The sequence below is a fragment of the Massilia sp. 01N410 genome (assembly GCF_056399665.1).
In genome coordinates this window covers 193,328-207,626 of sequence record NZ_JBFTRV010000002.1, presented here as the reverse complement: position 1 = coordinate 207,626, position 14,299 = coordinate 193,328, and the positions used below count along the sequence as shown (strand labels likewise).

Sequence of the window (14,299 nt, the reverse complement as noted above, 5' to 3'; positions counted from 1 at the left end):
GAACATGAAGCCATTCGAACCGAATCTTTCCTCCCTCGCCGTCGCGCGCGACGTGCTGTTGACGCCGTTCGGGCTCGACGAAGGCAAGCTCATCACCACGCTCGGAACGATGTTCACGCACAAGGTCGACTATGCCGACCTGTACTTCCAGTTCACCAAGAGCGAAGGCTGGAGCCTGGAAGAGGGCATCGTCAAGAGCGGCAGCTTCTCGATCGACCAGGGCGTGGGCGTGCGCGCCGTGTCCGGCGACAAGACCGCCTTTTCCTATTCCGACGAGATCTCGCAGGCCGCGCTGCTCGACGCCGCCGCGGCCACTCGCACCATCGCCCGTGCCGGCGCCGGCCGCGTGAAGGTCGCCTCCAGCATCCAGCCGAGCGGCGGCCGCTCGCTCTACCTGCCGCACGATCCGCTGAATTCCCTCGACGCCACCGCCAAGGTGAAACTGCTCGAGCGCATCGAGAAGATCGCGCGTGCCAAGGATCCGCGCGTGGTGCAGGTGATGGCCGGCCTGGCCGGCGAATACGACGTGGTGCTGGTGGTGCGCAGCGACGGCGTGCTGGCGGCCGACATCCGTCCGCTGGTGCGCGTGTCCGTCACCGTCATCGCCGAGCAGGACGGCCGCCGCGAGATGGGCTCGTCCGGCGGCGGCGGCCGCTACGACTACAGCTATTTCAGCGACGAGCTGCTGGACAAATATGCCGACGAAGCCGTGCAGGCGGCCCTGGTCAACCTCGAGGCGCGTCCGGCCCCGGCCGGTCCGATGACCGTCGTGCTCGGCCCGGGCTGGCCCGGCGTGCTGCTGCACGAAGCGGTGGGCCACGGCCTGGAAGGCGACTTCAACCGCAAGGGCTCGTCCTCGTATTCGGGCATGATCGGCCAGCGCGTCGCCGCCAAGGGCGTGACCGTGGTCGACGACGGCACCCTGAAGGACCGCCGCGGCTCGCTCAATATGGACGACGAAGGCAACCCGACCCAGTGCACCACGCTGATCGAGGACGGCATCCTGAAGGGCTATATCCAGGACACCATGAACGCGCGCCTGATGAAGATGCCGGTCACCGGCAACGCGCGCCGCGAATCCTTCGCCCACCTGCCGATGCCCCGCATGACCAACACCTATATGCTGGCCGGCGACAAGGATCCCCAGGAGATCCTGGCCTCGGTCAAGAACGGCATCTACGCGGTCAACTTCGGCGGAGGCCAGGTCGACATCACCAACGGCAAGTTCGTGTTCTCGGCCAGCGAAGCCTATATGATCGAGAACGGCAAGGTGACCTACCCGGTGAAGGGCGCGACCCTGATCGGCAACGGCCCGGACGTGATGAACCGCATCTCGATGATCGGCAACGACATGCGCCTGGACTCCGGCGTGGGCGTGTGCGGCAAGGAAGGCCAGAGCGTCCCGGTGGGCGTGGGCCAGCCGACCCTGCGCATCGATGGCGTGACGGTGGGTGGTACGGCTTGATCGACAGCCCCCGCCACACGAAAAATGCCCGCATCGCTGCGGGCATTTTTGTTTTTGCGCGGTGTATCAGCCGCTCACTGGAAGGTATACCGCGCCCCCAGCGTGAACAAGCGCCCCCGCGCGCCTTCGAAGTCGAGCGGGTTGTACGACTGGGCGCCGTAGGTCAGCGGGTCGAGCGGCGCGACCTTGTCGAACAGGTTCTGGATCGAACCGAAGACCTCCCAATCCTTCAGCGGCTTCCAGCGTGCCACCAGGTCCCAGCTCGTGAACGAGGGCAGTTCGCAGCTGCCGTTCGGGGCGTTGGCGCCGCTGTCGAAGGTCACTGCGCAGGCGTCGCCGCGGAACAGGGTGTTCTGGATCCGGCCGCGGAAGTTGGCGTTGAGGGAGACCCGCCAGTCGTTGCGCTCCCAGCCGAAACGCAGGTTCATCTTGTTGTCCGGTGTGCCGGTGCAGTTGGTCACGTCGCAGTTGCCGTGGGTGCCGGCGTACTCGGTCCTGCTGCCGTCCTGCTCGGTGCGCAGCCATTCGAACAGGCGGGTGTACTTGACGTCGACGGTCGCCAGCCCGTAGTCGTCCGGCAGGCGCTGGGCGTAGCGCGCATCGACGTCGAGGCCGCGCACCTTGGTCTGGTTCGAGTTCACGTAGCGCGTCAGCACCGCGGTGATCGGGCCGGGGTCGCCGGGAATGGCGCTGACGTTGGTGGGGTCGCGCGCCACGCTGCCGGCGGCGATGGCGGAGGCGACCTGTTCCTGGTTGATCTCGTTCTTGCGCTTGATCTTCCAGTAGTCGACCGAGATGCTGGTGCGCGGGAGCGGATCCCAGATCATGCCCAGTGAGTAGTTGCGCGAGCGCTCGGGCGACAGCTTGGGGTTGGGCGAGGTGATCAGGGCGACCGAGGCCGGGTTGCAGGCGCTGGCGATGCCCAGGGCGCAGCGCACCGGGTCGGCGGCGGTCGAGTACGCGGCCAGGCCGCCGCGTCCGTTCTCGGCGAAGCTCGGCGCACGGAAGCCGCGCGCGAAGGTGCCGCGCAGGGCGAACTCGCGCACCGGCGTCCACTTCAGGCCGGCCTTCGGCGTATAGGAGTTGCCGACGTCGGTGAAGTGGTCCCAGCGCAGGGCCAGCGAAGCTTCGACCTTGTAGGGCAGGGGCACCAGCGCCTCGCCGTAGAGGGCGAACACGTTGCGCGCGCCTTCGTAGGCGGAATAGCCGAGGCCGATGATGTTGCCGCGCTCCGTGCCGCTGGTCGGCTGCAGCTCGGTCGCCTCGTGGCGCCATTCGGCGCCCAGTGCCAGGCCCAGCTTTCCTGCCAGGTAGGGAATGCCGTCGAATTCGCGCGTGGCCTTGACGTCGCCCTGCACCATCTTGGTGTTGGCGCGGTTGCCGATCGTCGGCGACAGCGCCGCATACAGCGCCGGCGAGTTCAGGCCGGCGTTCTCGCCGATGCGCGAGACGGTGCCCGGCGGCAGGGCCGCATAGGCCGGGCTGCCGGCGCGGGCGGCGGCGACGTTCGCCGCGCTCGGATCGAGCAGGGCGAAGGCGACGTCGCGCTGCAGGAAGCCGTTCTGGGTGTTGTTGACGTGGTTGTGCGAGAACAGGATCGCCGTGTCCCAGTCCCAGCCGTAGTTGCTGCCCTTGGCGCCGCCGATCCAGCGGATGAAGTTGCCGTCGAGACGGGCGGTGCGCGGACCGACGTCGGCGGCCAGGTAGCGCAGGGTGGCGGGTGTGCCGGGGAAGGGATTGTCCGGATGGGTGGGGCCGAGGCGGACGATGCCGTTGTTGACCGGGCCGCCCGGGAAACCGACCGAACCGCTGACCGTGGACGGCGTGGTCGAGGTGCTGGTCTGGCTGGTGTAGTAGTTGAGCTCGCTGTACGCCTGGATGTCCGGCGTGACCTGGAAGGTGCCGCGCGCGAAGAAGCTCAGGTTTTCCTGTTTCGGGATCAGCTGGTTGTAGAGCTGGGGCGCATCGATCAGGCAGCCGCCGCCGGGGTCGCCCTGCGGGTGGCTGGTGAAGTTCGAGCAGGCCGCGGCCGGGATCAGGGTGCCGCGGTTGACGTAGTCGCCGGTCGAGCCCACCGGGCGCACGTTGCCGTTGATGGCGCTGCCGGCGGTGCCGCTGCCGGGAATGATGGCGCCGGTGCCGCCCAGGGCCTGTTCGGACGAATAGCCCCAGGGCCGCAGGTCGACCCGGCCGATCCAGTCGCGGTCGGCGCGGTCGCGGTACCAGATTTCGTCGAACTTCTTGTATTCGATGCTGAACAGGAAGTTGTAGCGGTCGGTGTCGAGGCTGCCGACACCCTTGGTGAAGGCGATGTTGGTCTGCTTGCCGTCCCAGTCCTGGGTGAAGGCGCGCGAGACGCGCCCCGTGTTGCCCTGGTAGTCCTTGCGCAGGATGACGTTGACCACGCCGGCGATGGCGTCGGAGCCGTAGATGGCCGAGGCGCCGTCCTTCAGCACCTCGATGCGCTCGACGGCGTCGCTCGGAATGATGTTGAGGTCGGCGAACTGCTTCTGGCCGTCGTCCGCCAGGCCGTAGGGCGCGATGCGGCGGCCGTTCAGCAGCACCAGGGTCGAGGCCGCGCCCAGGCCGCGCAGGGAGATGCCGGAAGCGCCGGCGGCGAAGCCGTTGCCGAAGCTGACCGGCACCGAGCCCTGGTTGTCGACAGCCAGGGTCTGCAGCAGCTCGGCCACGGTGGCCTTGCCGGAGCGCTCGATGTCGGCGCGGTTGACGGTGATGACGGAGGACGCGGTCTCCGCCTCGGAGCGGCGGATGTTCGAGCCCGTGATTTCGACGCGCTGGATCGGCTTGGGCGCGGCTTCCTGCGCCTGGGCCGACAAGGGCAGCGTGGCCGGCAGCGCCAGCAGCGCCAGACCGGCAGCGCCGCCACTGGCGAACAGGCGGCGGATCGATCGGGATATCGGGGTTTCAGTCATTTCCAGACTCCAGTTGGCATTGAGGGATTCCCGGCCCGGCTCGCGGAGGGCGCAAGTCGGCCGGGGCATGTCCCGACTTTTGCATCGGAGCTGCATGAACGACTGACATCTCTCAACCGTGTTTGGCTTGCCCAGGTTGGATGTCTGCTTCACGCAACCGATCGACTGTCATGACGGTCGCACGCGACGGATAAAGATCTTGCCAATGCTCATATATTGTTGTTATAGTCAACCGAACACCCCGGACCACACATGCGCCACACTGCCTTCTTTACCTTTTATTTTTGGTTTAGCCATTCCAGCCCGACGGCGGTGGAGTAGCGGCAGGTTCACGCATCAGCAGAACGAAGTCCGACGCAAGATTCCAGAAAAACCGCCAGCGATGGCGGTTTTTTCGTTTTCAGACCAGCTCAGCGCATCAACAGACAACGGAGAACAGCAATGCCCCGCACCGACGACCTACGCATCCGCGAAATGAAGGAACTGACGCCGCCGTCTCACCTGATCCGTGAGTTTCCGGTGACGGCGAGCGCCGAGAACACCGCGGCTTCGGCGCGCGTGGCGCTGCACCGCATCCTGCACGGCCAGGACGACCGCCTGATGGTGGTGATCGGCCCGTGCTCGATCCACGACACCAAGGCCGCGGTGGAATACGCGCGCCGCCTGGCCGAGCAGCGCCGCCGCTTCATCGGCGAACTCGAGATCGTGATGCGTGTGTATTTCGAGAAGCCGCGCACCACGGTGGGCTGGAAGGGCCTGATCAACGACCCCTACATGGACAACAGCTTCCGCATCAACGACGGCCTGCGCATGGCGCGCGAGCTGCTGCGCGACATCAACGAGCTGGGCCTGCCGGCCGGCACCGAGTTTCTCGACGTGATCAGCCCGCAGTACATCGCCGACCTGATCAGCTGGGGCGCGATCGGCGCCCGCACCACCGAATCGCAGGTGCACCGCGAGCTGGCTTCCGGCCTGTCCTGCCCGGTCGGCTTCAAGAACGGTACCGACGGCAACATCAAGATCGCGGCCGACGCCATCAAGGCGGCCTCCCAGCCCCACCATTTCCTGTCGGTGACCAAGGGCGGCCATTCGGCGATCGTGTCGACCGCCGGCAACGAGGATTGCCACATCATCCTGCGCGGCGGCAAGACCCCGAACTACGACGCCGCCAGCGTCGAGGACGCCTGCAAGCAACTGGCCGCGAACGGCCTCGCCGGCCGCCTGATGATCGACGCCTCGCACGCGAATTCGAGCAAGAATCCGCAGAACCAGGTGCCGGTGTGCGCCGACATCGCCGGCCAGATCGCGGCCGGCGACGACCGCATCGTCGGCGTGATGGTCGAGTCCCACCTGGTGGGCGGACGCCAGGACCTGGTGCCGGGCAAGGAGCTGGTCTACGGCCAGTCCGTGACCGACGGCTGCATCGACTGGGAGACTAGCGTGGGCGTGCTGGAGGGGCTGGCGCAGGCGGTGCGCCAGCGCCGGCTGCGCCAGGACTGAGCGCTAATGCCAGTCCAATTGCTGCTCCGGCTCGCTTGAGCCGGAGCAGCGGAAATAGTTCTAGACGACTGGTCTAATTCGGTTTAAGCTGCATCCCATGACAACTGAAAGCACAGCCCAGTATTCCGATGTCCGTGCCGGCATTCTCGCGACCGGTCAGCGCATCATGGCCGGCAAGGGCTACTCGGCCGTGGGCCTGAACGAGATCCTGACGGCGGCTGGCGTGCCGAAAGGGTCGTTCTATCACTACTTCGGCTCCAAGGACGCTTTCGGCAAAGCCTTGCTGGAGCATTATTTCGAGGACTACCTGGCCGAATTCGACCGCATCCTGGCACAGCCGGGCCTGACGATGGCGCAGCGCCTGATGGACTACTGGCAACTGTGGCGGGCATCGCAGTCCTACGAGGATTGCCAGGGAAAGTGCCTGGCGGTCAAGCTGGGCGCGGAAGTGGCGGACCTGTCGGAAGCGATGCGCCTTGCGCTGCAGCACGGCACGGAAGGGATCGTCAGCCGGCTGACCCAAGCCATCGCGGCCGGCGTGGACGAGGGCTCGCTGGCCATCGACGGCGATGCCGCGAGCGTGGCGCGCAGCCTGTACCAGCTGTGGCTGGGGGCCAGCATCATGGCCAAGATAGAGCGCGCAGCCAGGCCCTTCGATACCGCACTGGCGACGACGCGCCGGATGCTTCACCTTGCCCCCTGACCGGAGCAGGGGCAATGGCACCTCGTCGTGAGGTGCATTTTTTACCGCGAATTAGACGACTGGTCTATTAGTGGTCTCAACCATGGGAGAGTAGCATGAAAGTTCTGATCGTCCTGACCTCGCACGACCAACTCGGCAACACCGGGCGCAAGACCGGCTTCTGGCTGGAAGAGTTGGCCGCGCCTTACTATGCCTTCAAGGATGCCGGCGCCGAGATCGTCCTGGCGTCGCCGAAAGGCGGCCGCCCGTCGCTCGATCCGAAAAGCAGCGAGCCTGATTTCCAGACCGATCTCACCCGCCGTTTCGAAGCCGACGCCGACGCGATGGCGCAGCTTGCTTCCACGGTGCCGCTCGACAGCGTGTCCCAGGCCGCTTTCGATACCGTCTTCTATCCGGGCGGGCACGGCCCCTTGTGGGACCTAGCCGAGGATCCCGTTTCGATCGGCCTGATCGAATCCTTCGTGGCGGCCGGCAAGCCGGTCGGATTCGTCTGCCACGCGCCAGGCGTGCTGCGCCACGTGCGTGCGCCGGACGGCCGTCCCCTGGCCGAGGGCAAGCGGGTGACCGGCTTCACGAACAGCGAGGAAGCCGCGGTCGGACTGCTTGATGTGGTGCCCTTTCTCGTCGAGGACGAGCTCAAGGCGAAGGGCGGGGTGTATTCGAAGGGAGCGGACTGGGCATCCTACGTGGTCCGCGACGGGCTCCTGATCACCGGCCAGAACCCCGGATCGTCGGCGGAAGCGGCAAGCGTGCTGCTGGAGCGCCTGCGCGCAGGCGCCGCGGAATGAAAAACGGCGAGCCCGAGGGCTCGCCGTTTTGCCAATCAGCTTGGATCCCCGCCTGCGCGGGGACTGCGAAAAACGGCGAACGAGGTTCGCCGTTTTTCTTGCTTACATGGTCCAGCGCAGGCCGACCTTGAGGTAGCGGCCGATGGCGCCGCTGGCGTCCATCGGGTTGTAGCTCATGCCGCCGTAGGTCAGCGGATCGAGCGGGGCGACCTTGTCGAACAGGTTCTGGATCGAGCCGTAGATCTGCAGCTGGCGGGTCACGTTATAGCGTGCCGACAGATCGACCGTGGTGAACGAAGCCAGGCGGCAGTCGCCAGGCGCCGGGTTGCCGTTCGCGAACTGCGAGGCGCACTTGTCGCCGGCGAAGTACACGTTCTGCATGTCGGCGCGGTAGTTGGCCGTCGCGGTCATGTTGAATTTCGGGCTGTAGTCCCACGAAGCGCTGAGGCTGATCTTGTCCTTCGGCGTACCGGCGCAGTTCGAGGTGTCGCAGTTGCCATGGGTGCCGGCGTACTGGTAACGGGTGCCGCTCTTCTCGGCGCGTACCCACGACGCGATGTGGGTCCAGGTCAGGCCCACGACCGCGCGGCCGTAGTCGCCCAGCTTGACGCGCTGCTTGACGTCGAAGTCCACGCCCTTGATCTCGGTGAAGCTCGAGTTCTGGTACGGTGCGTTCGACAGCAGCAGGGTGCCCGTGTTCGGGATCACGACGCCGTTCACGACCAGGTTGTTGTCGTTGCGGATCGCGGTCGGCAGGGCGGCTGCTTCGACGTAGGACAGCGGGTTGATCTCGTTTTCACGGCGGATCTTGAAGCCGTCCACGGACAGGCTGGTGTTGGCCAGCGGATCCCAGACCATGCCCAGGGTGTAGCCCTTCGAGGTTTCCGGCGACAGTTTCGGGTTGCCGACCTTGACCGCACCGATCGAGATCGCGCAGTCGGCCTGGGTTGCGCCGCCGGCTGCCGGGACGCCGCCCGGGCAACGGACCGGATCGCGCACCGAGGAGCTGCCGGTGCTCTGCGACTCGACGCCTGCTTCGGCCGGACCCGGGGCGCGGAAGCCTTCCGAGTAGGTGCCGCGCAGGGCGAAGGTCTTCAGCGGGGTCCACTTGATGCCGACTTTCGGGGTGGTGGACGAGAAGTTCTTGTACTTGTCGTAGCGCAGTGCACCGGTCAGTTCGACGGTCTGGATCACAGGCGCAGCCACTTCGACGAAGACCGCCGAGATGTTCTGGTCGCCCTTGGCCGCCACATAGGAGGAGTTGATCGAACCGTCGGCGGTGCCCGACAGCGACGGGTTGTCCAGCGACTCGCGGCGGTGTTCGGCGCCGACCGCCAGGCCCATGGCGCCGCCCGGCAGCTGCATCAGCTCACGCGAGGCCTTGAAGTCGACGATGTCGAGCTTGGTGGTCGAATGCGAGGTCGCATTGGTCACCATCGCGGCGTACAGCGAGGACGGGTTCTTGCTGGCCTGGGTGCCGATGTAGTACGGGAAGTACGGGCTGGAAGGATTGCCCAGGGCGGCCTGCAGCACCTTCATGTTGATCATGTTGCTGTAGTTCAGGTCCAGCTTCGACATCGAGTGCAGGTAGGCGGTGTCGAAGTCCCAGCCGAATTTCTGGCCTTTGATGCCGATCACGAAGCGGTTGAAGGCATTGTCCACCGAGCGGGTGCTGGGGCCGACGTCGAACATCGAGTAGCGCAGGCGCACGTCGGCGCCGTACGGGTTCTGCGGATGCTTGGCCGACATCAGGATCGTGTTGCCGTAGGCGATCACGCCGGTCGGGCTGGCCGCGTTCGGCGGGAAGGCGACGGTCGGGCTGGTCGACGGCGGGGTCAGGGTGAACGAGGTGTCACGCTTGGAGTAGCCGGCTTCCGCGTACAGCTGCAGGCCGCCGTCCAGGTTCTTGGTGCCGCGCGCATACAGGTTCACGCCGTCGATATTCGGCTGCATCGAGCGGAACTGGTCCTGGTACCACAGGCAGCCGCCGGCCGGGTCCTGGTTGACCACCGGCGAGAACTGCGAGCAGCCCGGCAGCGAGACGTAGTTGCCGGTCTTCGGATCGCGCAGTGCGCCGGTCGGGGTCGGGCTGGAAGCGCCCGGCGTGATGTAGCCGCCGGCGAACTGGCTGTTGGCCGCATAGCCCCACGGACGGATGTCGCCCTGGCCGATCCACTTGCGGCCGGCGCGGTCCTTGTTCATCAGCTCGTGGTTACCGTAGACCTCGAGGTTGGTCATGACGTTGAAGCCGTCGGTGTCGAGGTCGCCCTTGCCCCAGGTCAGGGTGCCCTTGGCCACTTCGCCGTCGCGGTAGCGCGACTCGCCCAGTTCGCCCTTGGCGACCAGGCCGGTGAAGTCCTTGCGCAGGATGATGTTGACCACGCCGGCGATCGCGTCCGCGCCGTAGATCGAGGACGCGCCGTCCTTCAGGATCTCGATGCGTTCCACCGCTTCCATCGGCACGGTCGACAGGTCGGTGAAGCTTTTCTGGCCGTCGTCGGCGCGCGCGAACGGCGCCATGCGGCGGCCGTTCAGCAGCACCAGGGTCGAGGTCGCGCCCAGGCCGCGCAGCGAGATCGCGGTCGAGCCGGCGGCGAAACCGTTGCCGAAGCCGGTCGGCAGCGAACCGGCGCCGTCGGCGGTCAGGGTCTGCAGGTATTCGGCGACGGTGCCCTTGCCGGACTTGGCCAGGTCTTCGCGGGTGACCACCTGGACCGGCGAGGCGGTTTCGGCGGTGGCGCGCTTGATGCTCGAGCCCGTGACTTCGACACGCTGCATCGGGGCGGACGAGGTGTCCTGCGCCATCGCGGCGGCGCCGAACGCCACGTAGGCGACGGCGAAGGAGACTGCTTGGGCTACAGCTTTTCTTTTATACATTCCAACTCCAAGAAATGGTCTGATGAATCGGTCCACACATGCATATGCTTTTTTGTCAATCTTTGGCATGCATATACCAAGGAATACGAGCACTAGAGGTAACCAATGGTGGTCCGGTGAGAAATTAGAATTTTTTCACCTTACGGGGGCTCATCAGATCATTCCTGTCCTTACAGTGTCAATATGAATGAATATGAATTCCTCGTAACATTGCGTAAATGCCACACTTGTATGCATTTCCCCTGTTAGGAGGTGGGAAATTTTTTGCTCTGCAACATTCGGAAACTGTTCTATAGTTTCGTTTTTCACCCGGAATACCCGATGTTTGCTTATATCCTCCGGCGGCTGTGGCAAATGCTGCCGACCATGGCCGGCGTGGTGGTGCTGGTCTTCGTGCTGTTCAACTGGGTCGGCGGCGACCCGTCCTACCTGCTGGCGGGCAAGATGGCGGATGCGCAGGCGATCGCCAACATCCGCACCCAGCTCGGCCTGGACCAGCCCTGGTACGTGCAGCTCGGCATCTTCGTCAAGCAGATCCTGAGCTTTGATTTCGGCAATGCCTGGAGCACCGGCGAACCGGTCTCGCACATCCTGGCCACCCGGCTCGGCCCCTCGCTGACGGTGCTGGTGCCGCTGACCGTGCTGGAGACCCTGATCGGGATCGCGCTGGCGCTCGCCATCGCTTTCGTGCGCGGCTCGCTGACCGACCGCCTGGTGATGATCGCCTGCACGGTCGGCATGTCGATCTCGATCCTGGTCTACATCATCGTGTTCCAGTACGGACTGGCCTACAAGCTGGGGCTGTTTCCGGTGCAGGGCTGGGGCGACCATTTCCTCGAAAACCTGCTGCGCTACGCCACCTTGCCGATCCTGATCGGGCTGACGGTGTCGGTGGCGCCCACCCTGCGCCTGTTCCGCAGCTTCGTGCTGGACGAAGTCGGGCAGGACTATGTGCGCACCGCGCGCGCCAAGGGCCTGTCGGAGCGGCGCATCGTCTGGGTCCACGTGCTGCGCAATGCCGCGATTCCGATCATCACCTACGTGATGGCGAACCTGCCGGCCCTCCTGATCGGCGCCTTCCTGCTGGAGCGCTTCTTCGGCATCCCGGGTATCGGACGCGAGGTGATCCTGGCGGTCGAGCGCAGCGACTTTCCGGTGATCAAGGCGATCACGGTCTACGTGGCCGCCGCCACCATGGTGTTCAACCTGCTGGCCGATCTGATGTACCAGGCGGTGGACCCGCGTGTCCAGCTCAAGTGATCTGCTCAAATGAGCAAATGAAATGACTCAAATGATCGAAAACGCTTCGCCCGGCCTGTGGGCGCTCGCCTGGCGCCGAATGCGCGCCGACCGCATCGCCATGGCTTCGCTGGCGGTGGTGCTGATCTTCCTGCTGTCGGTGCTGCTGTCCGCCACCGGCCTGGTGGCCGCCGACTGGGAGGACGAAGTCGCGCTCAACTATGCGCCGCCGACCTTCGTCGGTCCCGATCCCGCGCTGGCGGCCTTGGGCCGTCCGTCCGCGCCCACGCCGCCGAATGCCTTCGATCCGCTGGCGGCCGATATCGCCGAACTGAGGACGGAGCTGGTCCGGCACGGCCATGCCACGCAGGCGGTCAAAGCCACGACCCTGCCTTTCGGCGCCGACAAATGGGGCCACGACATCGTTAAAAAAACCATCAAGGGCGGCCAGACCTCGATCGTGGTCGGTTTAGTGGCGGCCCTGGTGGCGGTGGCGCTGGGGACCCTGTTCGGCGCCGTCTCCGGCTTCTATGGCGGCAAGGTCGACGACCTGTTCAACTGGTTCTACAGCATCTTCACCTCGATTCCGTCGATCCTGATGATCCTGACGGTGGCCGCGGTGCTGCAGACCAAGGGCGTGCTGACCATCGTGCTGATCCTGGGGCTGACGGGATGGACCGGGCCCTACCGCCTGATCCGCGCCGAGTACATCAAGCACAAGGCCCGCGAATACGTGATGGCGGCGGACGCCATCGGCGCCTCGAGCTGGCGGCGGATGTTCTCGCACATCCTGCCGAACGTCTCGCACGTGGCGCTGGTGCAGATGTCGATCCTGGTGGTCGGCTTCATCAAGGCCGAAGTCATCCTGTCCTTCCTGGGCTTCGGCGTGCCGGTGGGCGTGGTGTCCTGGGGCAGCATGCTGAACGAGGCACAGAATGAACTCATCCTGGGCAAGTGGTGGCAGCTGGCCGCCGCCGCCAGCGCGATGGCCCTGCTGGTGACGGCCTTCTCGCTGTTTGCCGACGCGCTGCGCGATGCGCTGGACCCGAAATTGAAGTGAGCCCGTATGACTTTTGATCAGCCATTGCTCGAGGTGCGCGACCTGCGCGTCTCCTTCCGCATCGACAAGAAGCGCACGTTCGAAGCCGTGAAGGGCATTTCCTTCAGCCTGCCGAAGAACGCCACCGTGGCCCTGGTGGGCGAGTCCGGCAGCGGCAAGTCGGTCAGCTCGCTGGCGGTAATGGGCCTGCTGCCTCGTGAAACCACGATCATGCACGAGGGCTCCTCGATCCGCTTCGACGGCCGCGAGCTGCTCGGGCAGTCGATCGAGGCGCGCCGCAAGCTGTGCGGCAAGGACATCGCGATGATCTTCCAGGAGCCGATGTCTTCGCTGAATCCGGTGTTCACGGTCGGCTTCCAGATCGGCGAAGTACTGCGCCAGCACCTGGGCATGGACAAGCGCCAGGCGCGCGCCCGCACGCTCGAGCTGCTGGACGAAGTCGGCATCCCCGACCCTGCAGCCAAGATCGACGCCTATCCGAGCCAGATGTCGGGCGGCCAGCAGCAGCGCGTGATGATCGCGATGGCGATCGCCTGCGAACCGCGCCTGCTGATCGCCGACGAGCCGACCACGGCGCTGGACGTGACGATCCAGAAGCAGATCATGGAACTGATCGCGGGGCTGCAGAAGAAGCACCAGATGTCGGTGCTGTTCATCACCCACGATCTCGGACTGGTGGGCGAGATTGCCGACCGCGTGATCGTGATGCGGCATGGCGAGGTGCGGGAGGAGGGGCCTGCTGCCCAGGTCTTGCATGCGCCATCCGACGCCTATACGCGTGCGCTGCTGCATTGCCGGCCGAAGCTGGACGAGCGGCCGGTGCGCCTGCCGGTCATCGACGACTATCTGAGCGGGCGTTTTACGGCGGGTGCAGAGCTGCCGCAGCGTGCGCGCGGGTATGCGCCGTCGGATGACAACGTGCTGGAGGTGCGCGGGCTGGCGAAGAGTTTTTATCTGCGCGAAGGCCTGTTCGGCAAGCGCGAATTCAAGGCGGTGAAGGACGTGTCCTTCACGCTGCCGCGCGGGAAGACCCTGGGCGTGGTCGGCGAATCCGGTTCCGGCAAGACCACGGTCGGCCTGACCCTGCTGCGCCTGCACCGCGCCACCGGCGGCAGCGCCCTGTTCGAGGGCCGCGACCTGCTGGCGATGAGCGACCGCGAGTACCAGGCGTATAAACGGCGCATCCAGATCATCTTCCAGAATCCTTATGCTTCGCTGAACCCGCGCTTCACGGTCGGCCAGATCCTGCTGGAGCCGATGCGCATCCATCGCATCGGCTTGAATGATGCGGAACGCATCGAGCACGCCCACTATCTGCTGAAGCGGGTCGGGCTGCCGGAGCAGGCCTTCCACCGCTATCCGCACGAATTCTCCGGCGGCCAGCGCCAGCGCATCGCGATCGCGCGCTGCCTGACCATGAAGCCGGAGATCCTGGTGTGCGACGAGTCGGTGTCGGCGCTGGACGTCTCGGTCCAGGCCCAGGTGCTGAACCTGCTGCAGGACCTGCAGGACGAGTACAAGATGAGCTACATCTTCATCTCGCACGATTTATCCGTGGTCAAGTACATCTCCGACCGCGTGATGGTCATGCACCACGGCAGCGTGGTCGAGATGGCAGACTCGGACGAGCTCTACCGCAACCCCCGGCACCCCTACACCCAGACCTTGCTGAACGCCATCCCGCGCGGGGCCTGAGGCCGCGTCAAAAATTCGGGGTCAGAGCACATTTCTGCT

The 14,299-nt window shown here is 65.5% G+C and carries 9 protein-coding genes; 7 read left to right on the top strand and 2 right to left on the bottom strand.

Translation table 11 applies throughout. The annotated features are described in order from the left end of the window. The first annotated feature begins 4 nt into the window (after positions 1 to 4). Positions 5 to 1,465 carry a metalloprotease TldD gene (gene tldD / locus AC1DOP_RS03590; RefSeq protein WP_442122704.1) on the top strand — a complete coding sequence of 487 codons (1,461 nt, stop codon included), beginning with the start codon at positions 5 to 7 and terminating at the stop codon, positions 1,463 to 1,465. 74 nt (positions 1,466 to 1,539) lie between these two features. Here tldD and AC1DOP_RS03585 read toward each other — a convergent pair whose 3' ends face one another. Next, positions 1,540 to 4,398, bottom strand: coding sequence for a TonB-dependent receptor (locus AC1DOP_RS03585; protein WP_477249841.1), 2,859 nt, complete (start codon positions 4,396 to 4,398; stop codon positions 1,540 to 1,542). 441 nt (positions 4,399 to 4,839) lie between these two features. Here AC1DOP_RS03585 and aroG point away from each other — a divergent pair, with 441 nt between their 5' ends. The 3 genes from aroG to AC1DOP_RS03570 all read left to right on the top strand — a co-directional run bounded on the left by aroG (position 4,840) and on the right by AC1DOP_RS03570 (position 7,389). Further along, the gene (aroG, locus tag AC1DOP_RS03580; RefSeq protein WP_442122706.1) at positions 4,840 to 5,898 is read left to right on the top strand and encodes a 3-deoxy-7-phosphoheptulonate synthase AroG; all 1,059 of its coding nucleotides are present in this window, start codon (positions 4,840 to 4,842) and stop codon (positions 5,896 to 5,898) included. Positions 5,899 to 5,995: 97 nt separating this feature from the next. Then, on the top strand, positions 5,996 to 6,601 hold the full coding sequence (locus tag AC1DOP_RS03575) for a TetR/AcrR family transcriptional regulator (RefSeq protein WP_442122707.1): 606 nt from the start codon (positions 5,996 to 5,998) through the stop codon (positions 6,599 to 6,601). A 95-nt stretch (positions 6,602 to 6,696) separates the two neighbouring features. Beyond that, complete coding sequence (locus AC1DOP_RS03570; protein ID WP_477249838.1) at positions 6,697 to 7,389, top strand: type 1 glutamine amidotransferase domain-containing protein; 693 nt, start codon at positions 6,697 to 6,699, stop codon at positions 7,387 to 7,389. A 102-nt stretch (positions 7,390 to 7,491) separates the two neighbouring features. On the opposite strand, the gene AC1DOP_RS03565 is transcribed toward AC1DOP_RS03570, so the two are convergent. Continuing rightward, complete coding sequence (locus AC1DOP_RS03565) at positions 7,492 to 10,266, bottom strand: TonB-dependent receptor (protein WP_477249836.1); 2,775 nt, start codon at positions 10,264 to 10,266, stop codon at positions 7,492 to 7,494. Positions 10,267 to 10,587: 321 nt separating this feature from the next. On the opposite strand from AC1DOP_RS03565, the gene AC1DOP_RS03560 reads away from it, so the two are divergent. The 3 genes from AC1DOP_RS03560 to AC1DOP_RS03550 are packed head-to-tail and all read left to right on the top strand — an operon-like array spanning position 10,588 to position 14,260. Next, positions 10,588 to 11,526 carry an ABC transporter permease gene (locus AC1DOP_RS03560; protein WP_477249834.1) on the top strand — a complete coding sequence of 313 codons (939 nt, stop codon included), beginning with the start codon at positions 10,588 to 10,590 and terminating at the stop codon, positions 11,524 to 11,526. A gap of 22 nt (positions 11,527 to 11,548) precedes the next feature. Further along, positions 11,549 to 12,565, top strand: coding sequence for an ABC transporter permease (locus AC1DOP_RS03555; protein WP_477249832.1), 1,017 nt, complete (start codon positions 11,549 to 11,551; stop codon positions 12,563 to 12,565). 6 nt (positions 12,566 to 12,571) lie between these two features. Then, positions 12,572 to 14,260, top strand: a complete 1,689-nt coding sequence (locus AC1DOP_RS03550) for an ABC transporter ATP-binding protein (RefSeq protein ID WP_477249830.1) — start codon at positions 12,572 to 12,574, stop codon at positions 14,258 to 14,260. Positions 14,261 to 14,299 lie beyond the last annotated feature (39 nt).

Coding starts and splice junctions, on each gene's coding strand:
- tldD (WP_442122704.1), top strand. CDS start 5: ATGAAGCCATTCGAACCGAATCTTTCCTCCCTCGCCGTCGCGCGCGAC.
- AC1DOP_RS03585 (WP_477249841.1), bottom strand. CDS start 4,398: ATGACTGAAACCCCGATATCCCGATCGATCCGCCGCCTGTTCGCCAGT.
- aroG (WP_442122706.1), top strand. CDS start 4,840: ATGCCCCGCACCGACGACCTACGCATCCGCGAAATGAAGGAACTGACG.
- AC1DOP_RS03575 (WP_442122707.1), top strand. CDS start 5,996: ATGACAACTGAAAGCACAGCCCAGTATTCCGATGTCCGTGCCGGCATT.
- AC1DOP_RS03570 (WP_477249838.1), top strand. CDS start 6,697: ATGAAAGTTCTGATCGTCCTGACCTCGCACGACCAACTCGGCAACACC.
- AC1DOP_RS03565 (WP_477249836.1), bottom strand. CDS start 10,266: ATGTATAAAAGAAAAGCTGTAGCCCAAGCAGTCTCCTTCGCCGTCGCC.
- AC1DOP_RS03560 (WP_477249834.1), top strand. CDS start 10,588: ATGTTTGCTTATATCCTCCGGCGGCTGTGGCAAATGCTGCCGACCATG.
- AC1DOP_RS03555 (WP_477249832.1), top strand. CDS start 11,549: ATGACTCAAATGATCGAAAACGCTTCGCCCGGCCTGTGGGCGCTCGCC.
- AC1DOP_RS03550 (WP_477249830.1), top strand. CDS start 12,572: ATGACTTTTGATCAGCCATTGCTCGAGGTGCGCGACCTGCGCGTCTCC.